The organism is Inediibacterium massiliense, assembly GCF_001282725.1.
Lineage (GTDB): Bacteria > Bacillota > Clostridia > Peptostreptococcales > Thermotaleaceae > Anaerophilus > Anaerophilus massiliensis.
On sequence record NZ_LN876587.1, the window covers coordinates 143,294 to 163,561 of the forward strand.

The window sequence follows — 20,268 nt, forward strand, 5'->3', positions numbered from 1 at the left end:
TATGGGTAAACTATAAGAAAGGAGACTTACATAATGGAATTTTTAAAAATTGAAAATCTATGTAAGGTATACGGAAAGGGAGAAAACCAAGTTACCGCCCTCGACCATGTTTCGCTTACAATTGAAAAAGGGGAGTTTACCGCAATCATCGGTTCCTCCGGCTCCGGCAAATCCACATTGCTTCACATCATCGGCGGTGTGGATGTGCCCACAAGCGGAAAAGTGTATTTGAATGGGCAGGATGTATATGCCCAAAGCAATGAAAAACTCGCCATCTTCCGCAGGAGGCAGGTCGGGCTTATTTACCAGTTTCACAACCTCATTCCCACTCTGAATGTGGTGGAAAACATGACCTTGCCTATACTGATGGACAAACGGAAGGTTAACAAGGAACGACTGAATGACTTGTTGGAACTGCTGGGGCTAAAAGACCGAAGAACGCATTTACCCAATCAGCTTTCGGGCGGTCAGCAACAGCGTGTTTCTATAGGACGCGCTTTGATGAACGCCCCGGCGGTCATGCTTGCCGACGAACCCACAGGCAGTTTGGATAGCCGGAATGGACATGAGATTATCAAATTGCTGAAATTAAGCAATAAACAATATGGGCAGACCCTTATCATCGTCACACATGACGAAAATATCGCACTACAAGCAGACCGCATTATCGGCATATCCGACGGAAAAGTAGTGCGAGACGAGAGGGTGAGACCATGAATATTTTCAACAAAGTTACACTGCAAGGCATGAAAAAAAGCCGTACACGAACAATTGTAACAATTATCGGAGTTATCCTATCCGCAGCCATGATTACGGGAGTGGCTACCTTTGGTGTTTCCTTGCTGAACTATTTGGCAAACGGTGCGGCCCAGAAATACGGCGGTTGGCACGTCCAGTTTTTGAACGTTGATTCCTCTTTTGTACAAGAGCGAACCCATGACGATAGAGTTGCAAACACCGCAACATTTGAAAATATCGGCTACGCTAAACTTGACGGAGGGAAAAACCCTAACAAGCCGTATCTTTTTATAGCCGGATTTAGCAAGGAAGCCTTTAATACCTTGCCTATAAATCTGGTTTCAGGCAGATTGCCGAAAAATAGTGAGGAGATTCTTGTTTCGATGAACGTTCAAGTAAAAGGCGGCGTTAAATTCGCGGTGGGTGACACGCTTTCACTTGCTGTCGGAAGCCGCATAAATGGCAACAAGAATCTTGGTCAACACGACCCTTACATTTCAGGGAAAGAGACTCTTGTGCCAAAAGCCAAGAAAACCTACACGGTTGTCGGTATCTGCTATTTACCCGGTTTTGAAGAATCTTCTGCGCCGGGATGTACCTTGATAACGAAAGCAGATGAACAAGACAAAGCGGACAGCTTAAACTTATTTGTCACGCTTAAAAATCCGCGACAAGTTCATGCTTACGTAAGCAGCACATCCGGAAGTCATAGCTATGTTTTTAACGATAATGTGTTGCGATTCATGGGTCTTTCGGAGGATAAGATCTTCAACACGTTTCTGTACTCGGTTGGTGGCATTTTGGTTGCCTTGATTATGATAGGCTCAATTTTTCTGATTTATAATTCATTCAACATATCGCTGAATGAACGTACACACCAGTTCGGGATTCTCTCGTCGGTGGGAGCCACAGCAAAGCAACTGCGAAATTCGGTGCTGTTTGAGGGACTTTGTATAGGTGCGGTCGGCATACCTATTGGCGTTATTGTCGGCATAGGCAGTATCAGGCTTGTGATTTCTGTTGTGGCCAAGAATTTTGGGAACGTTATGTACAGCAACGTACCTTTAACCTTGACGGTGTCCATTCCCGTGATTGTCGGTGCGGCGGCGGTCAGCATGGTTACGATTTTGATTTCGGCCTATATACCGGCTCGAAAGGCCGCAAGCACTCCCGTTATGGAGAGTATTCGCCAGACAAACGAGGTCAAAGTTGAATCCAAAGCTGTGAAAACGTCAAAACTGGCGCAACGTATTTATGGTTTGGAGGGAACCCTTGCACTAAAGAATTTTAAAAGAAATAAGAAACGTTATCGCAGCATTGTGCTATCACTTGTTTTAAGCGTAGTGTTGTTTATATCAACCAGTGCTTTTGTAACGAATTTGAAACAGTTGTCGGAGAGGGCAGTAGTATTTACTACCTATGATATCGGTTTGGCCACGCAGGACATGGAGGATAGCAAAATGTTGCAGCTTTACGACAAACTAAAAACTGCCGATGGTGTTTATGAAAGCTCGTATCAAGCACTTATGAAGTATTCATGCGCTGTCGAAGCAAGCGATCTTTCAGACGCTTATCGGAAATACGTAGGTTTACATTCGACGGATAAAAAGGATAATCTGCCAATGGACCTTCAGTTTCTTGATGACAGCACCTATCTGAATATTATCAAAGGCTTGGGCTTGCCCGCAGAGGAATATACTGGGCAAAATGCGAAAATGATCGCCGTTGCCAAAATAACAAACCACATGGAAGCTAATCAGGAGGTTGACAAGTTTATTGATATGTTCAAAAGTTCTTCCATGGATTTTACCATTGCTCCCGAAACAAATGGCAAGCTTAAGATGGAACAGGGGCGAAATGTAAGCATTAAGTTTGTCAATATCGTACCGCCTGATACACTCCCGATCCTAGAAAAGTCCGAGTCGAATAATCCGTTCATTTTTAGGGTGATGGCTCCCTATTCGATCAAAGAGAAGTTTGAAACCCCCGATACCCATGTGGCTATTAAGGGCTTGACTTTTCGCTCAAAGACTCCATCGCAATCGGTGGCTAAAATGGAAGCGATGATTAAAGGTGCAGGAATTAAATCCACATATACCATGTACAACACGCACAAAATGCTTGATGAGAACAACAATTATATATTTATTATCAACGTGTTCGCTTATACTTTTATCATTATGATTTCGCTGATTGCGATTGCCAATGTGTTCAACACCATTTCCACGAATATCAAGTTGCGCAGGCGAGAGCTTGCCATGCTCCGCTCTGTGGGGATGTCTGACCGCGATTTCCAAAAGATGATGAATTTCGAGTGTGCCTTTTATGGTATGAGGGCGTTGCTCTTTGGGCTTCCCATAGCGGTAATCTCTTCCTGGCTGATTTACAAAGGGATGGTCGTCGGCGGGGCGGACATTGGTTTTATATTCCCGTGGGACAGTATCGGAATTAGTGTGTTCAGCGTGCTCTTTGTGGTGTTCATTACAATGCTGTACGCCATTAGCAAGATAAAAAAAGAAAATATTATTGACGCGCTTCGAGATGACATGACTTAATTCAAAACCGATATTTTCTTTTTTTACTCGTGAAAAAACGTCTCAGGTAATGGGAAAAATTCTTGAACGGCAGAGAGTGGCGGCATATTGCAGGGTTAGTACAGATAGTGAAGATCAGTTTTACATTCATGAACATTATGAGCCGATGATCAGTGAGGAAGTCTTTGAAAAAGCATCGTAAATAAGCAGCTTTTCAAACTAGATAAAGAGATTGAATCAATCGAAGGAAAGAAAAGCAAACTGGTTGATATGCGGCTTGAAGATACCTTTGATAAGACCGAGGTTCAATCTTTGCATTTCTATAGTAGTTCCGACACATGCTGAGGCAGTTGTGAGGATAGAGAAGAAATAGGTTGAAATGTAATTATAGGGGACGACTTTCATGTCGTCCCATCTGTGTGTTTATGCTCTCACGGTCGATAGTTTAAGAGAAATCTTGGTAGGCCTATTTAGTGTGTGTTATTAATAAAAAAACAGACCTATCACACCAGTTATAATCATAACAAATATGGGATTTAATTTATACTTTCTCAATAAAAATAGAGAAATTAAAAATACAATTATAGCGGTAATATTTATGCTAATATCTTTAACATTAAATGGTGAAGTTCCAAGAAACGTAATCAAAATAATAGTAGATGCAGCAGATGCAATAAGCCCCATAGAACTAGAACGTAATCCTTTTAATATGTTAGAAATGCTATCTATATTCTTATGTTTTTTAAAAAATTTGTATAAAAATATAGAAATAATAAATCCAGATATAATACTTCCTAAGGTAGCCACTATAGCTCCAGGTATACCAGCGATACGTATTCCTACAAAAGAAGCAGTATTGACAACTAAAGGTCCAGGTGTCATTTGGGAGATTGTAATAATGTCTGTATATTCTTGGAGCGTAAGCCAGTTGTGATAATTTACCACCTGTTTTTGTATTAACGGTATAATAGTATATCCACCACCAATACTGAATGAGCCAATCTGTAAAAAGCTAATAAATAATGCAATAATAGTTTTATTCATCTTGGATTTTCCCTTGTCTGCTTTTTATATAAGTTTGGACAAAACATAGAATAGAGCAGGAAATAATAATAACTAACACATTGATATTAAAAATAAAACTAGCTAAAAATGCAATAGGAGTCATTGATGTTAATAGCAAATTTTTTTCTTTTAAAATTCCTTGTCCCATATCGATTACGAAATCTACAATTGTAGCAGCAACTCCTGCTTCCATACCCTTTAAGATTGCAGAAATAACCCTACTATATCTAAAAGCTTTATAAAAAAAGGATATAATTGATAATATTAGCAAGGGAGGCAAGATTGTTCCAATACAACTAATAATTGCACCTGCAATTCCAGAAATGCGATAACCTACTAATACAGCAATATTAACTGCAATAGCACCTGGAGTGGATTGTGCGATAGCAGCCATCTCTAATAGTTCCTGCTCACTAATTAATTTTAGGTCATTAACAAAATATTTACGCATCATAGGAATAACTATATATCCCCCTCCAAAAGTAAAAGTATTGATATAAAATGTGACTCTAAAGAGTGAAAAGTATAGTTTGAATTTTTTAATCTTCATAATAGTAGTACCTCCAATAGATTAATCTTCAACATCGTTCATTATACACCTTGATTTAACATAAGTATAATAGTATAGTTTTATATAATACATAACTAAATTGTTATGAACAAGGAGTTAGATATGAAAATAAGACATCTCCGTATTTTTAAAAAGGTATGTGAGGAAGAAAGTATTACAAAAGCAGCAGAAAAATTATACATAACCCAACCAGCAGTTTCTAGTGCAATTAGTGAATTAGAAAATCATTTAGGTGTGTATTTATTTGATAGAATTTCAAGAAGAATTTATTTAAATGAAATAGGCAAGTTATTCTTAACAAAGGTAATAAAGTTGTTAGATTTGTATGATGATTTAGAACAAAATGTTAAAGAATTAGAAGACAATGCAACTATCAAAATTGGATCAAGTATAACTATAGCGAACTTTATTTTACCTAAAGCAATAGTAGATTTTGAAACAATTTATAATAATACTCCGACAAAAATTATAATTGGAAATGCTGGAAAAATTGAAGAGATGTTATATAATAATGAAATTGACTTGGGTCTAATTGAAGGAGTTATCTATAATGAAGAATTAATAAAAATTCCATTTTCGTCCTATAAATTAGCAATAATATGTTCACCTAAACATAAATTAGCTTTAGAAGAACCTATAGATATCAATAAGTTAATACAAGAAAGGTTATTACTTAGAGAAAAAGGCAGTGCAATTCGTGATGTCTTTGATAGTGCATTATTAATACATAATTTAAGAGTAAATCCAGAGTGGACAAGTATAAATTCACAAGCTCTTATTTACGCAGTAAAACAAAATTTAGGAATAAGTGTGTTACCTAAAATACTAGTAGAAGAAGAAATTGAGAGTGGTGAAATCTTCGAAATAAAGATAAATGATTTTGAATTAGTTAATGTAAATCATATTGTATTTCATAAAGATAAATTTCAAACAAAGAGTTTTAAAACATTAATTGAAATAATTAAGAGTAAAATAACAGAGAAGAAACTATAAAACAACATATGTATTTTAAATTTGATTAGAAATAAATAGTACAGTATAGTATAAGTAATATAGTTAGTTTATTCTAACAGGTTGCTCAGATATAGTTTTTTGATAGTATTAAGACAAGAAAGGAGCGTGTAAATGGAGCATAAATTCTATATAAATTCAAGAAATAGGTATGATGCTATGCTAGAGCAATATAGAGCTATGCATGAGCAAATTGGGAATGCTCGTTTCTTGCCTAACCACGATAAGAGCAAGGGCATCGTTTATGATATAAAACCAGAGTATGGTAAGGGAACTATACAAATATATAGTTTGCTCGGCAATGTTATGCTGCTTATCTATGATTTTGTGTTTTCTGAGAATATAGTAACGGTATTTGATTTAACCAACAATTATTTTGAAATTGAATACTGTATAGATGGATGTATGTATATAGAAGAAGAAAAAGCAGGAGATACTTGCTTTGGCCCAAATAATTTATCCCTCTCTTTATCACAGGATATGAAAGGTATAATCAAGCGTTGTGCGGGTCAAAAGTATCAGGGAGTTTCGATAACAGCCAACAGGCATGTACTTTCCGCTTATTTTGGAAGTGCCGGAGTCGGTGTATGGAATGATACGATAGAAAAACTGGAAGATCAACTTCGCCCGGAGTATTATTTAGGTTTAAACACTCCTCCTGAAATAGCTGCTGCTTTTTTGCAAATATTTAATTGCCGCCTTCCTGAAAAAACTCGCACTTTATTTTACGAAAGTAAGGTTATGGAAATATTATCAATGATCGCATCGAACGAAGTTATGAAGCATGAAAAATATGACTTAACAGCACTCACCCCTTATGAATTACAAAAAATCAAGGAAATTCCCCAAATCTTGCTTGAACAGCCGTTTGAATTACCAAGCATTCGTTCACTATCTAAAAAGTTGGTCATTAATCCTAAAAAACTGACTAAAGGTTTCAAGCTTGTTTATGGAGATACTATTTTCAGCTATCACAGGAAGTTTTCTTTACAACAGGCTTCTTTAATGCTGTTGAACACAGAGAAATCAATTAATGAAATTGCCTATGAAATTGGCTATTCAAGCTCTAGCAATTTCTGTGCAGCATTTAAAAAGCAATATGGTATTACCCCATTAAAATATCGGGAATCCTCTTTACTGCGTAATGCAGAATAAGTGTTACTCTTACAATGATCTAAATACGATGTATTTTAACCACAGGTTTATACTTGTGGTTTTTTATTTTTTAAAGATAGCCTTTTTCTCAACATAAAACAGCATCGTAAGCAATATAGTCCATAAGAGTTTATGCTGTACAATATACTATAAGTTAGTTGAAGCTAACTAATCTTAATACAGGAGGGCATACATGCTTAAAAAAACAACATCTATTTTATTGACAATTATCTGCTTTACCTCATTGGCGGCTTGCTCGCAACAGTCAACAAATGAAAATGAAGCTTCTAATCCGGTATCGACTAGCCAGACTAGTATCTTACAACAGGACAGTTATTATCCCTTGAGGTTTACTATTTATGACAATACAGGAAACGAAGTTCAGCAAACTGTTAATGAGGAGCCAAAGAGAATTGTCGTAATTGGGCAGGGCTTTGCAGAGTTAATGATTCACTTTGGAGAAAAAGACAGGATTGTAGGACTGGCCTATCTAGACAACTCCTATTCCAAATATGAGGAGAAGGTCAGACAGCTTCCGCTGATCACAGATATGTGGCCTTCTAAGGAATCTATTATCGCTCTAAAACCGGATTTAATTGTTGCTATGTCTTCGGCATTCACCGATGAACGCCTTGGTGACATTTCATTTTGGAATGAAAGAGGAATTCCTGTTCTTTCAGGTATTAACTATACCAGGGGCCGTACAATTGAAAGCTTTTTTGACGACATCAACAATTTGGGAGCGGTACTAAATATTAGTGATAAAACAGATACCTTTATAGAGGATCAGAAAATGCGAATTAAAGCTATTCAGGACAAGGTTTCACAGGCAACAAATAAGCCACGGGTTTTGCTGTTTGCTGGTGGTCAAAATGATACTTACTACTATTATGGTCCTACCCTCTGTGTCATTGATGAAATGGTAGAAGGCGCAGGCGGTGAATACATAAAAGTATCAAAGGATACTTATGTAGAAATGTCTGCCGAATCGATCCTTTCCATTAATCCTGATAAAATTATTGTCACCGAATTCCAAAAATCTGATAGCCATGTAGCAAAGCATTTATTACTTGACAATTCAAGCCTAAAAAACGTTACTGCTATTCAAAAAGGTAATGTAATGGTGGCTGATTATACGAATGCCGTTCGCGGAAGCCTTGATCTTGCGGATTTATATGAGGATGTTGCCGAGTTTGTTCATCCCGAATTGTTTAAGGAGGAATAATCATGGTTTCAGCACAAAAAGGAGAAAAAAAGAATATCACTCAAACTTTTAGAGGTAGTTCACAAAAGCGGTCTGCGTTCTCAATAATTTGTATCATTTTGCTAGCTGCTATCGTTGTATCGGGCGTAATTTCAGTATCTATTGGACAAGTATCTATACCCTTTCAGCAATCCTTTAAGATATTGATACATCAACTGACTGGGTGTCAAATTGGTGATGCTAGTGAGTTGGTAAACGATATGTTTGTGGATATTATTTGGCAAATCCGGTTTCCTAGGGTTTTGTTGGCAATGATTATAGGGGCAGGGCTGGCACTTTGCGGAGTAGTAATGCAGGCTTCTGTACAAAACCCCTTGGCAGACCCCTATATATTAGGAATTTCATCTGGAGGTGTCTTAGGAGCAACCTTTTCAATTATGCTTGGATTTGGGGCTAGAGGAATACTAGGAGAATTCGGGGTTGCGTCATGGGCATTTATTGGTGCGTTGGGTGCAGCATTACTTGTCTTGGGACTTGCCAGTATTGGAGGGAAAACATCTTCTGTCAAGCTAGTTTTAGCGGGAACTGTAATCAATGCCCTATGCAGTGCTTCTTCAAACTTTATCATTTATTTTGCCAAAAACTCAGAGGGTATACGTTCTGTATCCTTTTGGACAATGGGAAGTCTGGCATCAGCAGAATGGGATACTTTGCCTCTTGTGTCTGCGGTGGTAATTGCAGCAATAGTCTTTTTCCTGTTCCAATCAAGAGTGATGAACACTATGCTAATGGGAGAAGAAACCGCAATCACCTTGGGTGTGAATTTAAATTTTTACAGACGGTTGTACATGGTGATTTCCTCCGTGGTAACAGGTATTTTAGTTTCTACCTGCGGAATTATTGGGTTTGTAGGCCTTATCATTCCTCATATTGTACGAAGTGTTGTGGGGTCAGATCATAAACGACTAGTCCCTACGGCGATTCTTTTCGGATCTTTATTTATGATGTGGACAGATGTTTTTGGCAGAACAGTAATTCCAAATGGAGAACTGCCAATTGGAATTGTTACTTCACTTCTTGGTGCACCTGTGTTCATGTATATGTTGATTAAAAAAAGCTATGGGTTTGGAGGGAGATAAATTGAATTTAAAAGCAGATCACATATCAGTCACCTTATCGGGTGTAGATATTGTAAAAGACATCAGCATTAAAGTGGACAATAAACAGTTTGTTGGGATCATTGGACCAAATGGGTGTGGAAAATCCACCTTGCTGAAAAGTATTTATAAAGTTATCAGACCGCAAAAAGGCATTGTCTTTTTAGGAGATAAGGATGTTTTAAAATCATCTGCGCGTGCTATTTCAAAAGATATGGGTGTGGTAGGCCAATTTAATGAATTGAGCTTTGATTTTACTGTCTACGAGATGGTGATGATGGGGAGAACACCACACAAACACTTAATGGAATCTAACAATATAGAGGATTATAGAATAGTAGCCGATGCGTTAGAAAGAGTTAACTTGGGGGAGTATGCGGACAGAAGATATTTAACATTATCTGGTGGTGAAAAACAACGAGTAATATTGGCCAGAGCAATTGCTCAAGAGCCTAAATTGCTAATCCTCGATGAACCGACCAACCATCTGGATATCAAATACCAGCTTCAGATTTTATCTGTTGTAAAATCATTAAATATCGGCGTTCTTGCAGCTCTACATGATCTGTCTATGGCATCTGTTTACTGCGATATTCTTTACGTAGTTAAAGACGGACAGGTCATAGCTTCAGGAACTCCAAAAGCAGTGCTAACGAAAGAACTTATAAGGCAGGTTTATGAAATAGATTGTGAGATTTACTCTAATCCCATTACTGGTGATTTAGCAATCGCATATTTGTCCTCTAATAATAGGTACTAGGAGGGAATAAAAAAATGGAACTTGATATGACCAAAGGAAATCCTTCACGGATTATCCTAAAATTTTTCATTCCGCTGTTTATCGGAGATTTGCTTCAACAATTTTATAGTATTATTGATGCAATTGTAATAGGGAAATTTGTAGGAACAGATGCATTTGCAGCAGTTGGCTCTTCAAGTGCTGTAACTGTATTTATAACTTCTATTTTACTAGGGCTTGCTATGGGTGCTTCGGCAATTTTTTCCCAACTCTATGGCGGCAGGCAGTACGATGAACTGAAAAAGACGATTTCTACTGCCTTAATATTTTTATTTTGTATAAGCGTGTTGATTACGATTGTAACATCAGTTTTTTTACCGCAGATTATTACCCTTTATCAAATGCCAAAGGAAGTAGCCGTCTATGCTACAGACTATTTAAAATATGTTTTTTATGGTTTTATTTTTGTTGGTATGTATAATGTATTTGCATTTCTACTAAGAGCATTTGGAGACTCAAAAACACCGTTATATTTTTTGATTGCCTCATGCATATCGAATCTCATTTTAGACTTACTATTTATAGTGGTGCTTCACATGGGGACTGCTGGCGCAGCGATTGCTACTCTTCTTACTCAAGCTTTCGCTGCTGTGGGATGCGGGATTTATACAATAAAACGGATGAAATTTTTGAATTTCGAGGGGAAAGACTTAATATTCAGTATGTCTTCTTTTAATAAGATCGCTACTTTTTCCGTATTGACAGCGCTGCAACAGTCAATTTCCAGTTTCGGAATGATGCTTATTCAAGGGTTGGTGAATACCTTTGGCTCAACTGTCATGGCTGCATTTGCAGCTTGCTCCAAAATCGACTCTGTTGCCAATGCTCCTTTGCAAGATCTAGGTAATTCTTTTTCTACTTATACTGCGCAGAATGAAGGCGCTGGAGAAACAAAAAGAATTCGGGAGGGATTTCGGGCAACTTCAAGGATTATCATAATCCTGTCGGCAGTAATCAGCATTGTCGCATTTATTTTCGCCCCAAACTTAATTACTCTTTTCGTAAATAAAGATGCAACAGAGGTAATAGCTGTCGGTGTTGGTTATCTTAGAATTGTTTCCGTATTTTATGTATTGCTAGGCTTTATTGTTATGTTTTATGGATTTTTTAGAGGCCTTGGAGTCATTAAAATATCAATCTTGATGACCATAGTGTCACAAGGATTAAGAGTATTGTTAGCTTATTCATTTGCACCTATCAGAGGATTTTCGGGTGTTTGTTGGGCCATTGTTGTAGGATGGTTTTTGTCAGACTTATTAGGATTTTACATGTACAAAAAAGTCATGTTGCAAAAGGCTAGTTAGCTTAATCAATAGTTTTTTGAATACAGATAAAAAGTATACCCGCCAAATAAAAAAACATGAGTTTGGCGGGTACTTTTGGTGGTATAAACAAGATGATAAAGGTCTTTTTTTACTTTATTGAACAACAATGGTCGGTTATCAAATTAATGCAGGTGTCAAAATGAATAAAACACTGGCACCATGCTTGTTATTGTTAATGAATTTATGTTTGACATTAGGAGGGATTCGTACTACATCTCCTTCGTTCAATTCGTAGATTTTACCGTTAAGTTCAACACTAACATCACCAGTCATTATTACTGCGAGTTCTTCCTTAGCGAGATGTGAGTAATGTGATGCCGTCGTACAGGAGTTTCCGTTAATATCCATCATTAATACTTCGATGTGTGCTTTCATAAAATCAGGAGTGAGGACATCATATACAATGTGCTCAGGATTTTCTCTATAGACTTTTTTTCGGTTCTTTTTTCTTGAGATTAATGTATCAGTATCTATATCATTTATAAATAAAGTATACAAAGGGACATTTAATGCTTTGCTGATGAGTTCTAATACACTTAAGGAAGGGTTGGCCTGATTTCTTTCAATTTGGCTGATTAGAGAAGTACTTATACCGGAATAGTCAGAAAATTGTCTTATAGTCATATTAGCTTTCTTTCTGTAGCTCATTACAGTTTGGCCTAGATAGTAAGTGTTCATTTCATTCTCCTCTTGTTTAGAATAATATGTATTTTTACTGTTTTGTTGTAACCCTGTGTACATGGTTGAAATACTTTTTAACATGGTTTAAACTGTGATTGTACAATATATTGTAACATGTTTATTATAATTAACAAAGGGGGATTTTTATGAATAAATTAAAATTCAAAATAATCATATTGATGATTGGTGTATTTTTTCTATCAACATCTGCAATATTTGTCAAAGTATTAGATGCTCCTGTAGCTGTCATAGCTTTTTATAGGCTATTTTTCTCTGGAATGATGATGTTGCCAGTAGTTTTATTCAATAAGAGTTTGAGAAATGAGTTAATTTCCCTTACCACGAAACAGTATTTCCTGGGCTGTATTTCAGGTCTCTTATTAGCGAGTCATTACGTGCTCTGGTTTGAATCATTGAACTATACATCGGTAGCAAGCTCGACTGTGATTGTAACGCTTCAGCCTATTTTTGCTGTACTCATTAGTTATCTCTTATTGAAGGAGAGAGTCAATCATATAGGGATTATAGGTATACTTTTTTCAATTTTCGGTAGTGCTTTTATTGGGTGGCAAGATTTTCAAAGTAGCATATTAGCTTTGTATGGTGATTTTTTAGCGCTTCTAGCAGCTATACTCATAACAGGATATTTTTTTGTTGGTCAATCGTTACGTCGGCACATAAGTGTTTTAGGGTATTCTTTACTTGGATATTTTAGTAGCTCAATGATTCTATTTGCTTATGGAATCTTGCAGCAGACGACGTTTATTGGGTACACCAGAGAAACATGGGTTCTATTTTTATGTATGGCTATATTTTCAACCATATTTGGTCAAATGCTCATCAATTGGGTATTAAAATGGTTGAATACAACAACGGTATCTGTTGTGATTTTAACAGAAGTTATTTGGGCGACGTTATTGTCAATATTGATACTTAATGAAAGAATTACGAATAAACAAATCGGAGGAATTGTCATAATAATCGTGGGACTGCTTATTTATTCCTATAGAGAAAAAATTGAATTACGAGTGGAAAAACGTCGAGCAAAGGCAAATGAAGTTTTGAATGAGGAGGTATAAATGCATAAAATTAACATAGAAGAAAAAGTGAGATTAATTGATAATTAGTGGGAACCAAAGATTATTGATGAAGCAAACGATTCATATGTAAAATTAGCAAAATTCAAAGACGAATTTGTTTGACACGTTCACGAAAACGAAGATAATTCAGAAATGACTGTAATAATTCCATGCTTTTGTATTTTTAAAATTATAGAATAATTTCGATAATTTGGTTAATGATGTATCCTACAATCACGCTCATAAATTACTGCTTGATTTTTTGATGTGCTGATCATGCAACGTACGATAAATACTGCGACAACTAATTCTGTCACAGGCATAGCCATCCACAAAGCATTACCACCGAGAAATACCGGAAGGAGTAGAATGAGAGCTCCGCTGATGATAATTCCCCTAGAAAGTGAGATTATAAATGAAATGCGAGGTTGCATCACAGACTGAAAATAGTATGTTGAATAGATGTTAAATGGCAAAAGCAAAAATGATAAACAGTAACAACGTATTATCATCGAAGCAATTTTAAGAACCGACTGCGTAGGTGTCATAAATAAGTGGACGAACGCATTAGGAAGTAACATGGTTAATGAAACCCATACACTGCTCACAACTGCAACAGTAATGAAACTGTAACGTAACAGTTTTCGAATTCTGTCTAGTTTTTGAGCACCAAAATTAATCGATAAAATCGGTTGAACTGCTTGACCGATACCATAAGCACAGCACTGGACAAATGTACTTATGTTGACAATAATGCCATAGATTGCAAGCGCATCTGATCCTGAATATTTCATAATCTGTTGGTTAAACAGCATTGTCAATATACCCATGGCGATGTCAATAAAAAATGTCGAAAAGCCAGTCGTAAGAATTTGCTTTGCTTTTGCATACAAATGGGTTGGACGTTTAAGTTTAAGTGTATTTCGGGCATTGAAAAAATGTGTTAGCATGACAAGAACTGATATGATTGCACTGCCAACAGTCGCAATGCCAGCCCCTAGTATGCCTAAGTCAAAGGTAAATACAAGTAAGTAATCTCCCGCTACATTAATAACGCCACCAAGCATTACAGCTTTTGTAGCAAGCGCAGGATTGGAATCGTTGCGTAAGAAAGCAGAAAACAGTTGAGTAAAAAGAAATACTGGTGCGGCAAATTTAACTGGAATTAAGTATCTTTTTGCCAAAGGAAGCAATGTATAATCTGCACCGAACAAAAGCAGAAGCTGATCCTCTAAAAAAATTAAAGAAACCCAGAGTATTGTAGCAAACAATGCCGTGAATAGAATAGCTGCTGAAAAATATTCATTTCCGCTATCGGAATTATTGCTTTTCCCGCGACTTGTACTGAACAAAATAGAGCCACCTATACCCGTAAGCAAACCGAAGCTATACAATATATTCCATATAGGCGCAATTACCGCCATGGCAGCAGAACCGGACGGACCGTGATATTGTCCAACCATTATCATATCGACCATTCCATAGACTGATGTGATTAAAGCACTTCCAAAAGATGCTGCTAAGTACTTTAGGTAGATTTGTTTTACATTTCCATTTAGTAAATCCATATTTTCTCCTCCTACAAAACAAAACGAGCTGGATAAACCAGCAGGCATTCCAGCCTGCTACCTTATCCAGCTCGTCGCTTCTAATGAACGATTCACCCTCCGAGTAAGCAATGTGATTATAACATAGTAAAGCGCATAAAGTCAAACTTCTTATCTATGATCCCCAGTCTGCAGCTGCATAAACAGATATTGATGACCCTTAGTAATGTTTAGCCTAATCACAACTCATCTACAGTATATCTCATTTGATTTGTGTCAGAAATATGTAGTAGACTTCTTAAATCATACATGGTAATGTATGTATTTTAAATTTGCATTTCAAACTAATTTGGCGAAATGTAACTCAATGAAGAATATAGCTTTTTGGTATTATAGAACATCTCTATATACTCAAATACTGCATTCTTTGCTTTTGTATAGTATCAAATTTACTATCAATTAATAACTCTGTTTTCAATAATTTATAAAATGATTACATAAGAGCGTTATTATAAGGATTTCCTGGTCTACTCATATTAGAAATTACTCCCTCCTTAGATAACTTTCCTTGATAAGCTTTACTACTATAATGGATTTGTGGAGTTCTGTAATAATCACTCAATCTATTTTATTAAATTTTTTCTCTACTAGGTTTTTTAATTCTGTATAATTAACTACAAAATATGATGTTGTTTGACGTAATTCTGTTGTGCCAGGTAAAATAAAAGTCTCAATATCATTGATGTTTATTTTATTTAAAGCCTTTAGATCTTCGGCAATTTTCACAGAAGGATAATTTGTTACAACGTTTTTTGATAATTCGTTAGACAATCCACTTATTTCTGTAAGATATTTAGTGTCAAATTTTTGCTTTATTAGTTTCGTAATAAAATTTTGTTGCATTCGTACTCTTGTAATATCGCCTTTGGGATAACCCGCACGATAACGGACTAATTGCTCTGCTTTTTCGCCATCCAATATTTGCAATCCTTTTTCTAAAGATATATGTAGGTTCTGCGCAGGGTCATCATAAAGCATATCAACGGGCACATTAAACTCTACTCCACCTAAAATATCTATAATATTTCTAAAACCTTCATAATCTATCCTTACGTAATAATTAACAGGTATTTCAAGATTATTAGTAACTGCGTCAGTTATTTTTTGGGCATCACCATCAGTCATTAAAGTAGATATTTTATTATCTTGCTTATCTGATGTAATAAGGGTGTCTCGTGGAATTGACAACACCGCTAGATTGTTATTTGTTTTATTAAGTGAGAGCAACATTAAAGTATCTGCACGCATTTGCTCACCACCGTCAACGCCGATTAATAGTATATTCGTCTGATTTTCAGTCACGCTCTCAATCTCCAGAGGTTTATGTAAATCTTGTGACTGGGTTTTATCACTCAAAACTCCGCTAGCAAAAATAGAAGCACCAAGTATTATACAAGCCGTAATTACTGAGCAAAGAATTGTTATTTTACTTTTTTTTGTAGCATTTTTAATCATGGTAAATCTCCTTTTAATCTCATTTTTATTGCTTGCCATTGCCGTGCTAAACAGTTTAGTATTTGTTTTTGTTTGCGAAACAAGTGCTAATATTGTGTTCATATAGTTTTTTTGCTCCTTTTCGTCCATATCTGCCACAACAGATAGATCGCAGGAGATTTCGCACTCTTGATCAATCTGTCTCGATACGATATAGGCGAAAGGATTAAACCAATGCACAGTATTTACAATCATTGAAAACCATTTATACCAAAGGTCATGTCGCCTGTAATGGGTAAGCTCATGCAACAGTATATAGTTTAGGTTTTCCTGTGAAATTTCTATATCGGGAAGGAGTAACAAGGGACTGAAAATCCCCACCATAAGCGGTGCGTCAATCATGCTTGTTTTTCGGGTTGTAATTTTCTCAGCGTCTATTCCATGGCAGGAAATAATGACGGAGTTTTTGTGAATTGCCCGCAAAAATATTAAATATCTAATCAGGTTAATTCCCAATATCAACATCAATCCCACCAGCCACGCATAACACATCATATCTGTTATTCCAAATGAAATATCCTTTAATACATTTACTGTGCTTTGTCCGAGAGATTTCGTGTTAACTGCTGGAATGGGTATTTGTTGTACATTTTCTAATTCCCCTGGTACTGTTGTTTCTGTGAAAGTCTGTTCCGTGTTTAGCGAAACATCGGGTGCTATATTAGTGGTGACCTGTGGTAGACGTATAGTAATAGGCAACATCATAACAATAAGTACAATTGCCCATGCGTAATATTGCCATGTAGAGCCAAAACATCTGGTTGTTATAGGCTTTAATAACAGCAATAATGCCGCTAAAACACTTCCTACTGCCGATGTTATAAGTATTGCTTTGAAAAGTAATAACATAAATCTATCCCCCCCTAAAGATTAAACATCTTTTTGATTTCTTCAATGTCATCTGCGGACATCTCTCCTGCTTTGAATAGGGAAACAGCTAAATTCTTTACAGAGCCGTCATATAACTTTGATGTAAGGTTTTTTGTCTGCAATTGCTTGTAATCATCCTTGGAACCACCAGGTACATACTGCATCATTTAAAAAGATTAATTGAGTTATATGACGAAGATAAAACTATTGGTGAACGAAAAAATGACACAGAAATATTCAAAAATAGGGTTGTTTCTGGATGAAAAGATGAGTTTGGAAGATTACTTTTTAATGATCATATCCATATTTATGGTTTGCTTTATATCTTTGTAGAAATAACAGAGATAAAGATGTATAATAAAATAAATCTTGTTATTTTGAGAGAACAGTATAATGATTATATAAAGGGACACTCAATAAAGGAAAGGGGAAACTGGATTGAAGGACAGCAAAATATTGAAGCGCGAACGGGTTGAAGAAGCATTGGACAATCTGATAAACTACCCCCTCACCATAGTCTCAGCTGCCATGGGATATGGAAAAACTACTTCTGTGCGCACCTATTTGAATGCAAGAAACTTACAAACCATATGGATTCCATTGCTTGGTTGTGACGGTGACGAAATGGTGTTCTGGCATAAGCTGTCAATGTCTGTTGGAAAAATGTATCCGGAATTGGGCAAGCGTCTTGAACGGCTGGGTTTCCCCATGGATGCAAGGCAGACTACAGCAATGATAGATTTAGTTTGGAAACTAAACAAAGAAGAACCAATGGTGATAGTCGTTGATGATTATCACCTAATTAATCAGAGTACACAGCTTGGGACAGTGATAGAGCTGCTAGCAGAAGAGGAAATTCCTAATTTACATATTGTACTGCTCACCCGTACTCGACCGAAATTTAATCACATAAATTTAATATCAAAAGGGCTTTGTTACTATCTAGAAACAGATACGTTGTCTTTTACTATGCAGGAAATCAAGGACTATTTAGATTTAATGGATTTCTGTGCCCTTCCACAAGATATTGAAAAGATATACAGCTATACTGAAGGCTGGATCTCCGCTGTTTATCTGCTCATGCTGGGAATAAGAAAAGGGTTGCCCTTGACAGAGGTTTCGAATATTACTCAGCTTGTAAGCGACAATCTATTTTCAACTTTCGACGATTCAGTTCAGGAAGTTCTTTTAAATCTTTCCATCTTGGATAGTTTCACTTTGCTACAGGCGGTGAAAATACTGGAAAATCCAAAGGTGCCGCAAATTATTGAACGGCTGATTGCGAAAAATGCTTTTGTTGAATATGATAAAAAAACAGGAGTTTATAAACTGCATAATGTTCTGCTGGATTTTTTAAGAGATAAGGTTATAACAAATAATATGGACATGCGTAGTGTATGTCATCATGCAGGGAAATGGTTTTTTGAGCATGGGGAAACGATTTCTGCTTTTGATTATTATTACCGTGCTGGACAGCTTGAGGAGCTTCTTGATCGTATTAATAGAATTAGAAATATAGGGAGCTGGTTTCTGGGAATTAATTTGTTGAGAAAAATCTATCAGGAATTGCCGAGTGAGTGGTATGTTAAGTATCCTTTTCCAATGCTCCACTTTGCTCGTAGTTTTGTACTCAGCGGTTATAAAATTGAAGTCAATGAAAGTATAAAAATAATTACTGTCCTCGAGAAATATTATAGTCAGACACAAGGAATTCCAGAGAAATTGCGTAATCGGATACTTGGTGAGGTCGAGATTATTAAGATATTTCTAGTGGTCAACGACGCAGATAAAATGGTGAAGTTTTCAAAAAGTGCTGAAAAACTGCTCGGGGGTGAAGTGTCCACTGTTGTTTTGCGCAACAATATATTCTCCTTCGGCATACCTCACTTTCTTTATACCTACTATCGTGAGGCGGGAAAGCTCAAAGAAACCGTTAACTGCATTCAATCAGGATTTCCGCCCAAGGTGTTTGACGGCTGCGGTACTGGCTGTGAATTCGTGGCTCATGCTGAATACTCTTTAGAGACAGGTGATTTGGAGAACGCCGAATTTTTTGCAAATAAGGCAATTTATAAGGCGAAAACTATGGGACAAACAAGCATCAGTTTATGTGCCTATTTTACTATTATGCGGCTTTGTTTGCTTCGGGGAGATTTTTCCACTGCAAAGGAGCAGATTACCACTATGCGTAATTTACTATTAGATTTGGGTGAGGAAATGAATCTTCAAAATACCATCATCTATAATGTTACAATTGATATGTGTGAAGGCTATTTATATGGTTGTCTGAACACTCCTGATTTGATACCGGAATGGATTCGCACTGGCAATTTCGGTTCTAGAGCTTTAATGTTGCATGGCATGGCCTATCCTTATATTGTTTATGGAAAAGCGGTCTTGCTGACAAAAAATTGGATTGAGCTTGAAATTCTCTGCGAGAGCTTTGAAGCAAATTTTTCCATCTTCCATAATCAGCTCGGTTTGCTGTACAATTCAATTTATACCGCAATAGCAAAATTAAATCTTTATGGCATGGAGGCAGGAGTGACCGCAATTCTTCCGGCGCTTTGTGAGGCACAAATGGACGAGATAATGATGCCTTTTGCTGAAAACGCCCACTTTGTTTTGCCAATGCTCTATGAACTGCACAAAAGTGAAAAGCTAGACTTGTGCTATTTGGAGAAGTTGATACAGCTTTGCGAGCAGTACACTGAAAATCTGAAGGTGGAACAAGCCTCTACGGTTCATTTGACTAATAGAGAAATACAAGTGCTGCATTTGCTGGCACAGGGACTGACACAGCGAGAGATGGCAGAGCGGCTCTGTCTTTCAGTTTCAAGCATCAAAAAGCATTTGGAGAATATCTACAAAAAGTTTAATGTCAACAATAAAATAAGGGCGGTACAAAAAGCGCAGGAATTCAATATCCTAAAAAATTAGCCTTTTGGCCAATATCATTTTTAGAATCAATTCTCTAT

The 20,268-nt window shown here is 36.6% G+C and carries 17 protein-coding genes; 10 read left to right on the top strand and 7 right to left on the bottom strand.

Annotated elements, in window-relative coordinates; all coding sequences use genetic code 11:
* Nucleotides 1-33 precede the first annotated feature (33 nt).
* Entirely contained in the window at nt 34-717 is a 684-nt protein-coding gene (locus tag BN2409_RS09310) for an ABC transporter ATP-binding protein (protein WP_053956369.1), read from the top strand.
* Nucleotides 714-3,293, top strand: a complete 2,580-nt coding sequence (locus tag BN2409_RS09315; RefSeq protein WP_053956370.1) for an ABC transporter permease — start codon at nt 714-716, stop codon at nt 3,291-3,293. The genes BN2409_RS09310 and BN2409_RS09315 overlap by 4 nt, the downstream gene beginning before the upstream one ends.
* 462 nt (nt 3,294-3,755) lie before the next feature.
* Here the strand turns inward: BN2409_RS09315 and BN2409_RS09320 are convergent, their stop codons facing one another.
* Nucleotides 3,756-4,316 (bottom strand): chromate transporter, encoded by a 561-nt coding sequence (locus BN2409_RS09320; RefSeq protein WP_053956371.1) that lies wholly within the window; start codon nt 4,314-4,316, stop codon nt 3,756-3,758.
* Nucleotides 4,309-4,887, bottom strand: coding sequence for a chromate transporter (locus tag BN2409_RS09325; RefSeq protein ID WP_053956372.1), 579 nt, complete (start codon nt 4,885-4,887; stop codon nt 4,309-4,311). The genes BN2409_RS09320 and BN2409_RS09325 overlap by 8 nt, the downstream gene beginning before the upstream one ends.
* A gap of 123 nt (nt 4,888-5,010) precedes the next feature.
* Here BN2409_RS09325 and BN2409_RS09330 point away from each other — a divergent pair, with 123 nt between their 5' ends.
* The 6 genes from BN2409_RS09330 (at nt 5,011) to BN2409_RS09355 (ending at nt 11,538) form a co-directional block, all read left to right on the top strand.
* The gene (locus BN2409_RS09330) at nt 5,011-5,901 is read left to right on the top strand and encodes a LysR substrate-binding domain-containing protein (RefSeq protein WP_053956373.1); all 891 of its coding nucleotides are present in this window, start codon (nt 5,011-5,013) and stop codon (nt 5,899-5,901) included.
* 132 nt (nt 5,902-6,033) lie between these two features.
* Nucleotides 6,034-7,074 carry a helix-turn-helix domain-containing protein gene (locus BN2409_RS09335; RefSeq protein WP_053956374.1) on the top strand — a complete coding sequence of 347 codons (1,041 nt, stop codon included), beginning with the start codon at nt 6,034-6,036 and terminating at the stop codon, nt 7,072-7,074.
* A gap of 193 nt (nt 7,075-7,267) precedes the next feature.
* On the top strand, nt 7,268-8,299 hold the full coding sequence (locus BN2409_RS09340; RefSeq protein WP_053956375.1) for an ABC transporter substrate-binding protein: 1,032 nt from the start codon (nt 7,268-7,270) through the stop codon (nt 8,297-8,299).
* 2 nt (nt 8,300-8,301) lie between these two features.
* Entirely contained in the window at nt 8,302-9,417 is a 1,116-nt protein-coding gene (locus tag BN2409_RS09345; protein ID WP_110943063.1) for a FecCD family ABC transporter permease, read from the top strand.
* A 1-nt stretch (nt 9,418) separates the two neighbouring features.
* Nucleotides 9,419-10,195, top strand: coding sequence for an ABC transporter ATP-binding protein (locus BN2409_RS09350; RefSeq protein ID WP_053956377.1), 777 nt, complete (start codon nt 9,419-9,421; stop codon nt 10,193-10,195).
* A 14-nt stretch (nt 10,196-10,209) separates the two neighbouring features.
* Nucleotides 10,210-11,538 carry an MATE family efflux transporter gene (locus BN2409_RS09355; RefSeq protein ID WP_053956378.1) on the top strand — a complete coding sequence of 443 codons (1,329 nt, stop codon included), beginning with the start codon at nt 10,210-10,212 and terminating at the stop codon, nt 11,536-11,538.
* Between the two features lie 138 nt (nt 11,539-11,676).
* On the opposite strand, the gene BN2409_RS09360 is transcribed toward BN2409_RS09355, so the two are convergent.
* Complete coding sequence (locus BN2409_RS09360; RefSeq protein WP_242847946.1) at nt 11,677-12,321, bottom strand: helix-turn-helix domain-containing protein; 645 nt, start codon at nt 12,319-12,321, stop codon at nt 11,677-11,679.
* 65 nt (nt 12,322-12,386) lie between these two features.
* Here BN2409_RS09360 and BN2409_RS09365 point away from each other — a divergent pair, with 65 nt between their 5' ends.
* Nucleotides 12,387-13,319 carry a DMT family transporter gene (locus BN2409_RS09365; protein ID WP_053956380.1) on the top strand — a complete coding sequence of 311 codons (933 nt, stop codon included), beginning with the start codon at nt 12,387-12,389 and terminating at the stop codon, nt 13,317-13,319.
* 215 nt (nt 13,320-13,534) lie between these two features.
* On the opposite strand, the gene BN2409_RS09370 is transcribed toward BN2409_RS09365, so the two are convergent.
* The 4 genes from BN2409_RS09370 to BN2409_RS16850 all read right to left on the bottom strand — a co-directional run bounded on the left by BN2409_RS09370 (nt 13,535) and on the right by BN2409_RS16850 (nt 17,457).
* Nucleotides 13,535-14,887 carry an MATE family efflux transporter gene (locus BN2409_RS09370; protein ID WP_053956381.1) on the bottom strand — a complete coding sequence of 451 codons (1,353 nt, stop codon included), beginning with the start codon at nt 14,885-14,887 and terminating at the stop codon, nt 13,535-13,537.
* Nucleotides 14,888-15,359: 472 nt separating this feature from the next.
* Nucleotides 15,360-15,488 (bottom strand): hypothetical protein, encoded by a 129-nt coding sequence (locus tag BN2409_RS17655; protein ID WP_278320213.1) that lies wholly within the window; start codon nt 15,486-15,488, stop codon nt 15,360-15,362.
* Complete coding sequence (locus tag BN2409_RS09375) at nt 15,485-17,269, bottom strand: M56 family metallopeptidase/LCP family protein (RefSeq protein ID WP_053956382.1); 1,785 nt, start codon at nt 17,267-17,269, stop codon at nt 15,485-15,487. Before BN2409_RS09375 ends, BN2409_RS17655 begins: the two co-directional genes overlap by 4 nt.
* Before the next feature lie 14 nt (nt 17,270-17,283).
* Nucleotides 17,284-17,457 (bottom strand): BlaI/MecI/CopY family transcriptional regulator, encoded by a 174-nt coding sequence (locus BN2409_RS16850; RefSeq protein ID WP_110943065.1) that lies wholly within the window; start codon nt 17,455-17,457, stop codon nt 17,284-17,286.
* Between the two features lie 271 nt (nt 17,458-17,728).
* Here BN2409_RS16850 and BN2409_RS09380 point away from each other — a divergent pair, with 271 nt between their 5' ends.
* A complete protein-coding gene (locus BN2409_RS09380) occupies nt 17,729-20,230 on the top strand; it encodes a LuxR C-terminal-related transcriptional regulator (RefSeq protein ID WP_053956383.1) in 2,502 nt (833 codons plus the stop codon).
* The last annotated feature ends 38 nt before the right edge of the window (nt 20,231-20,268 follow it).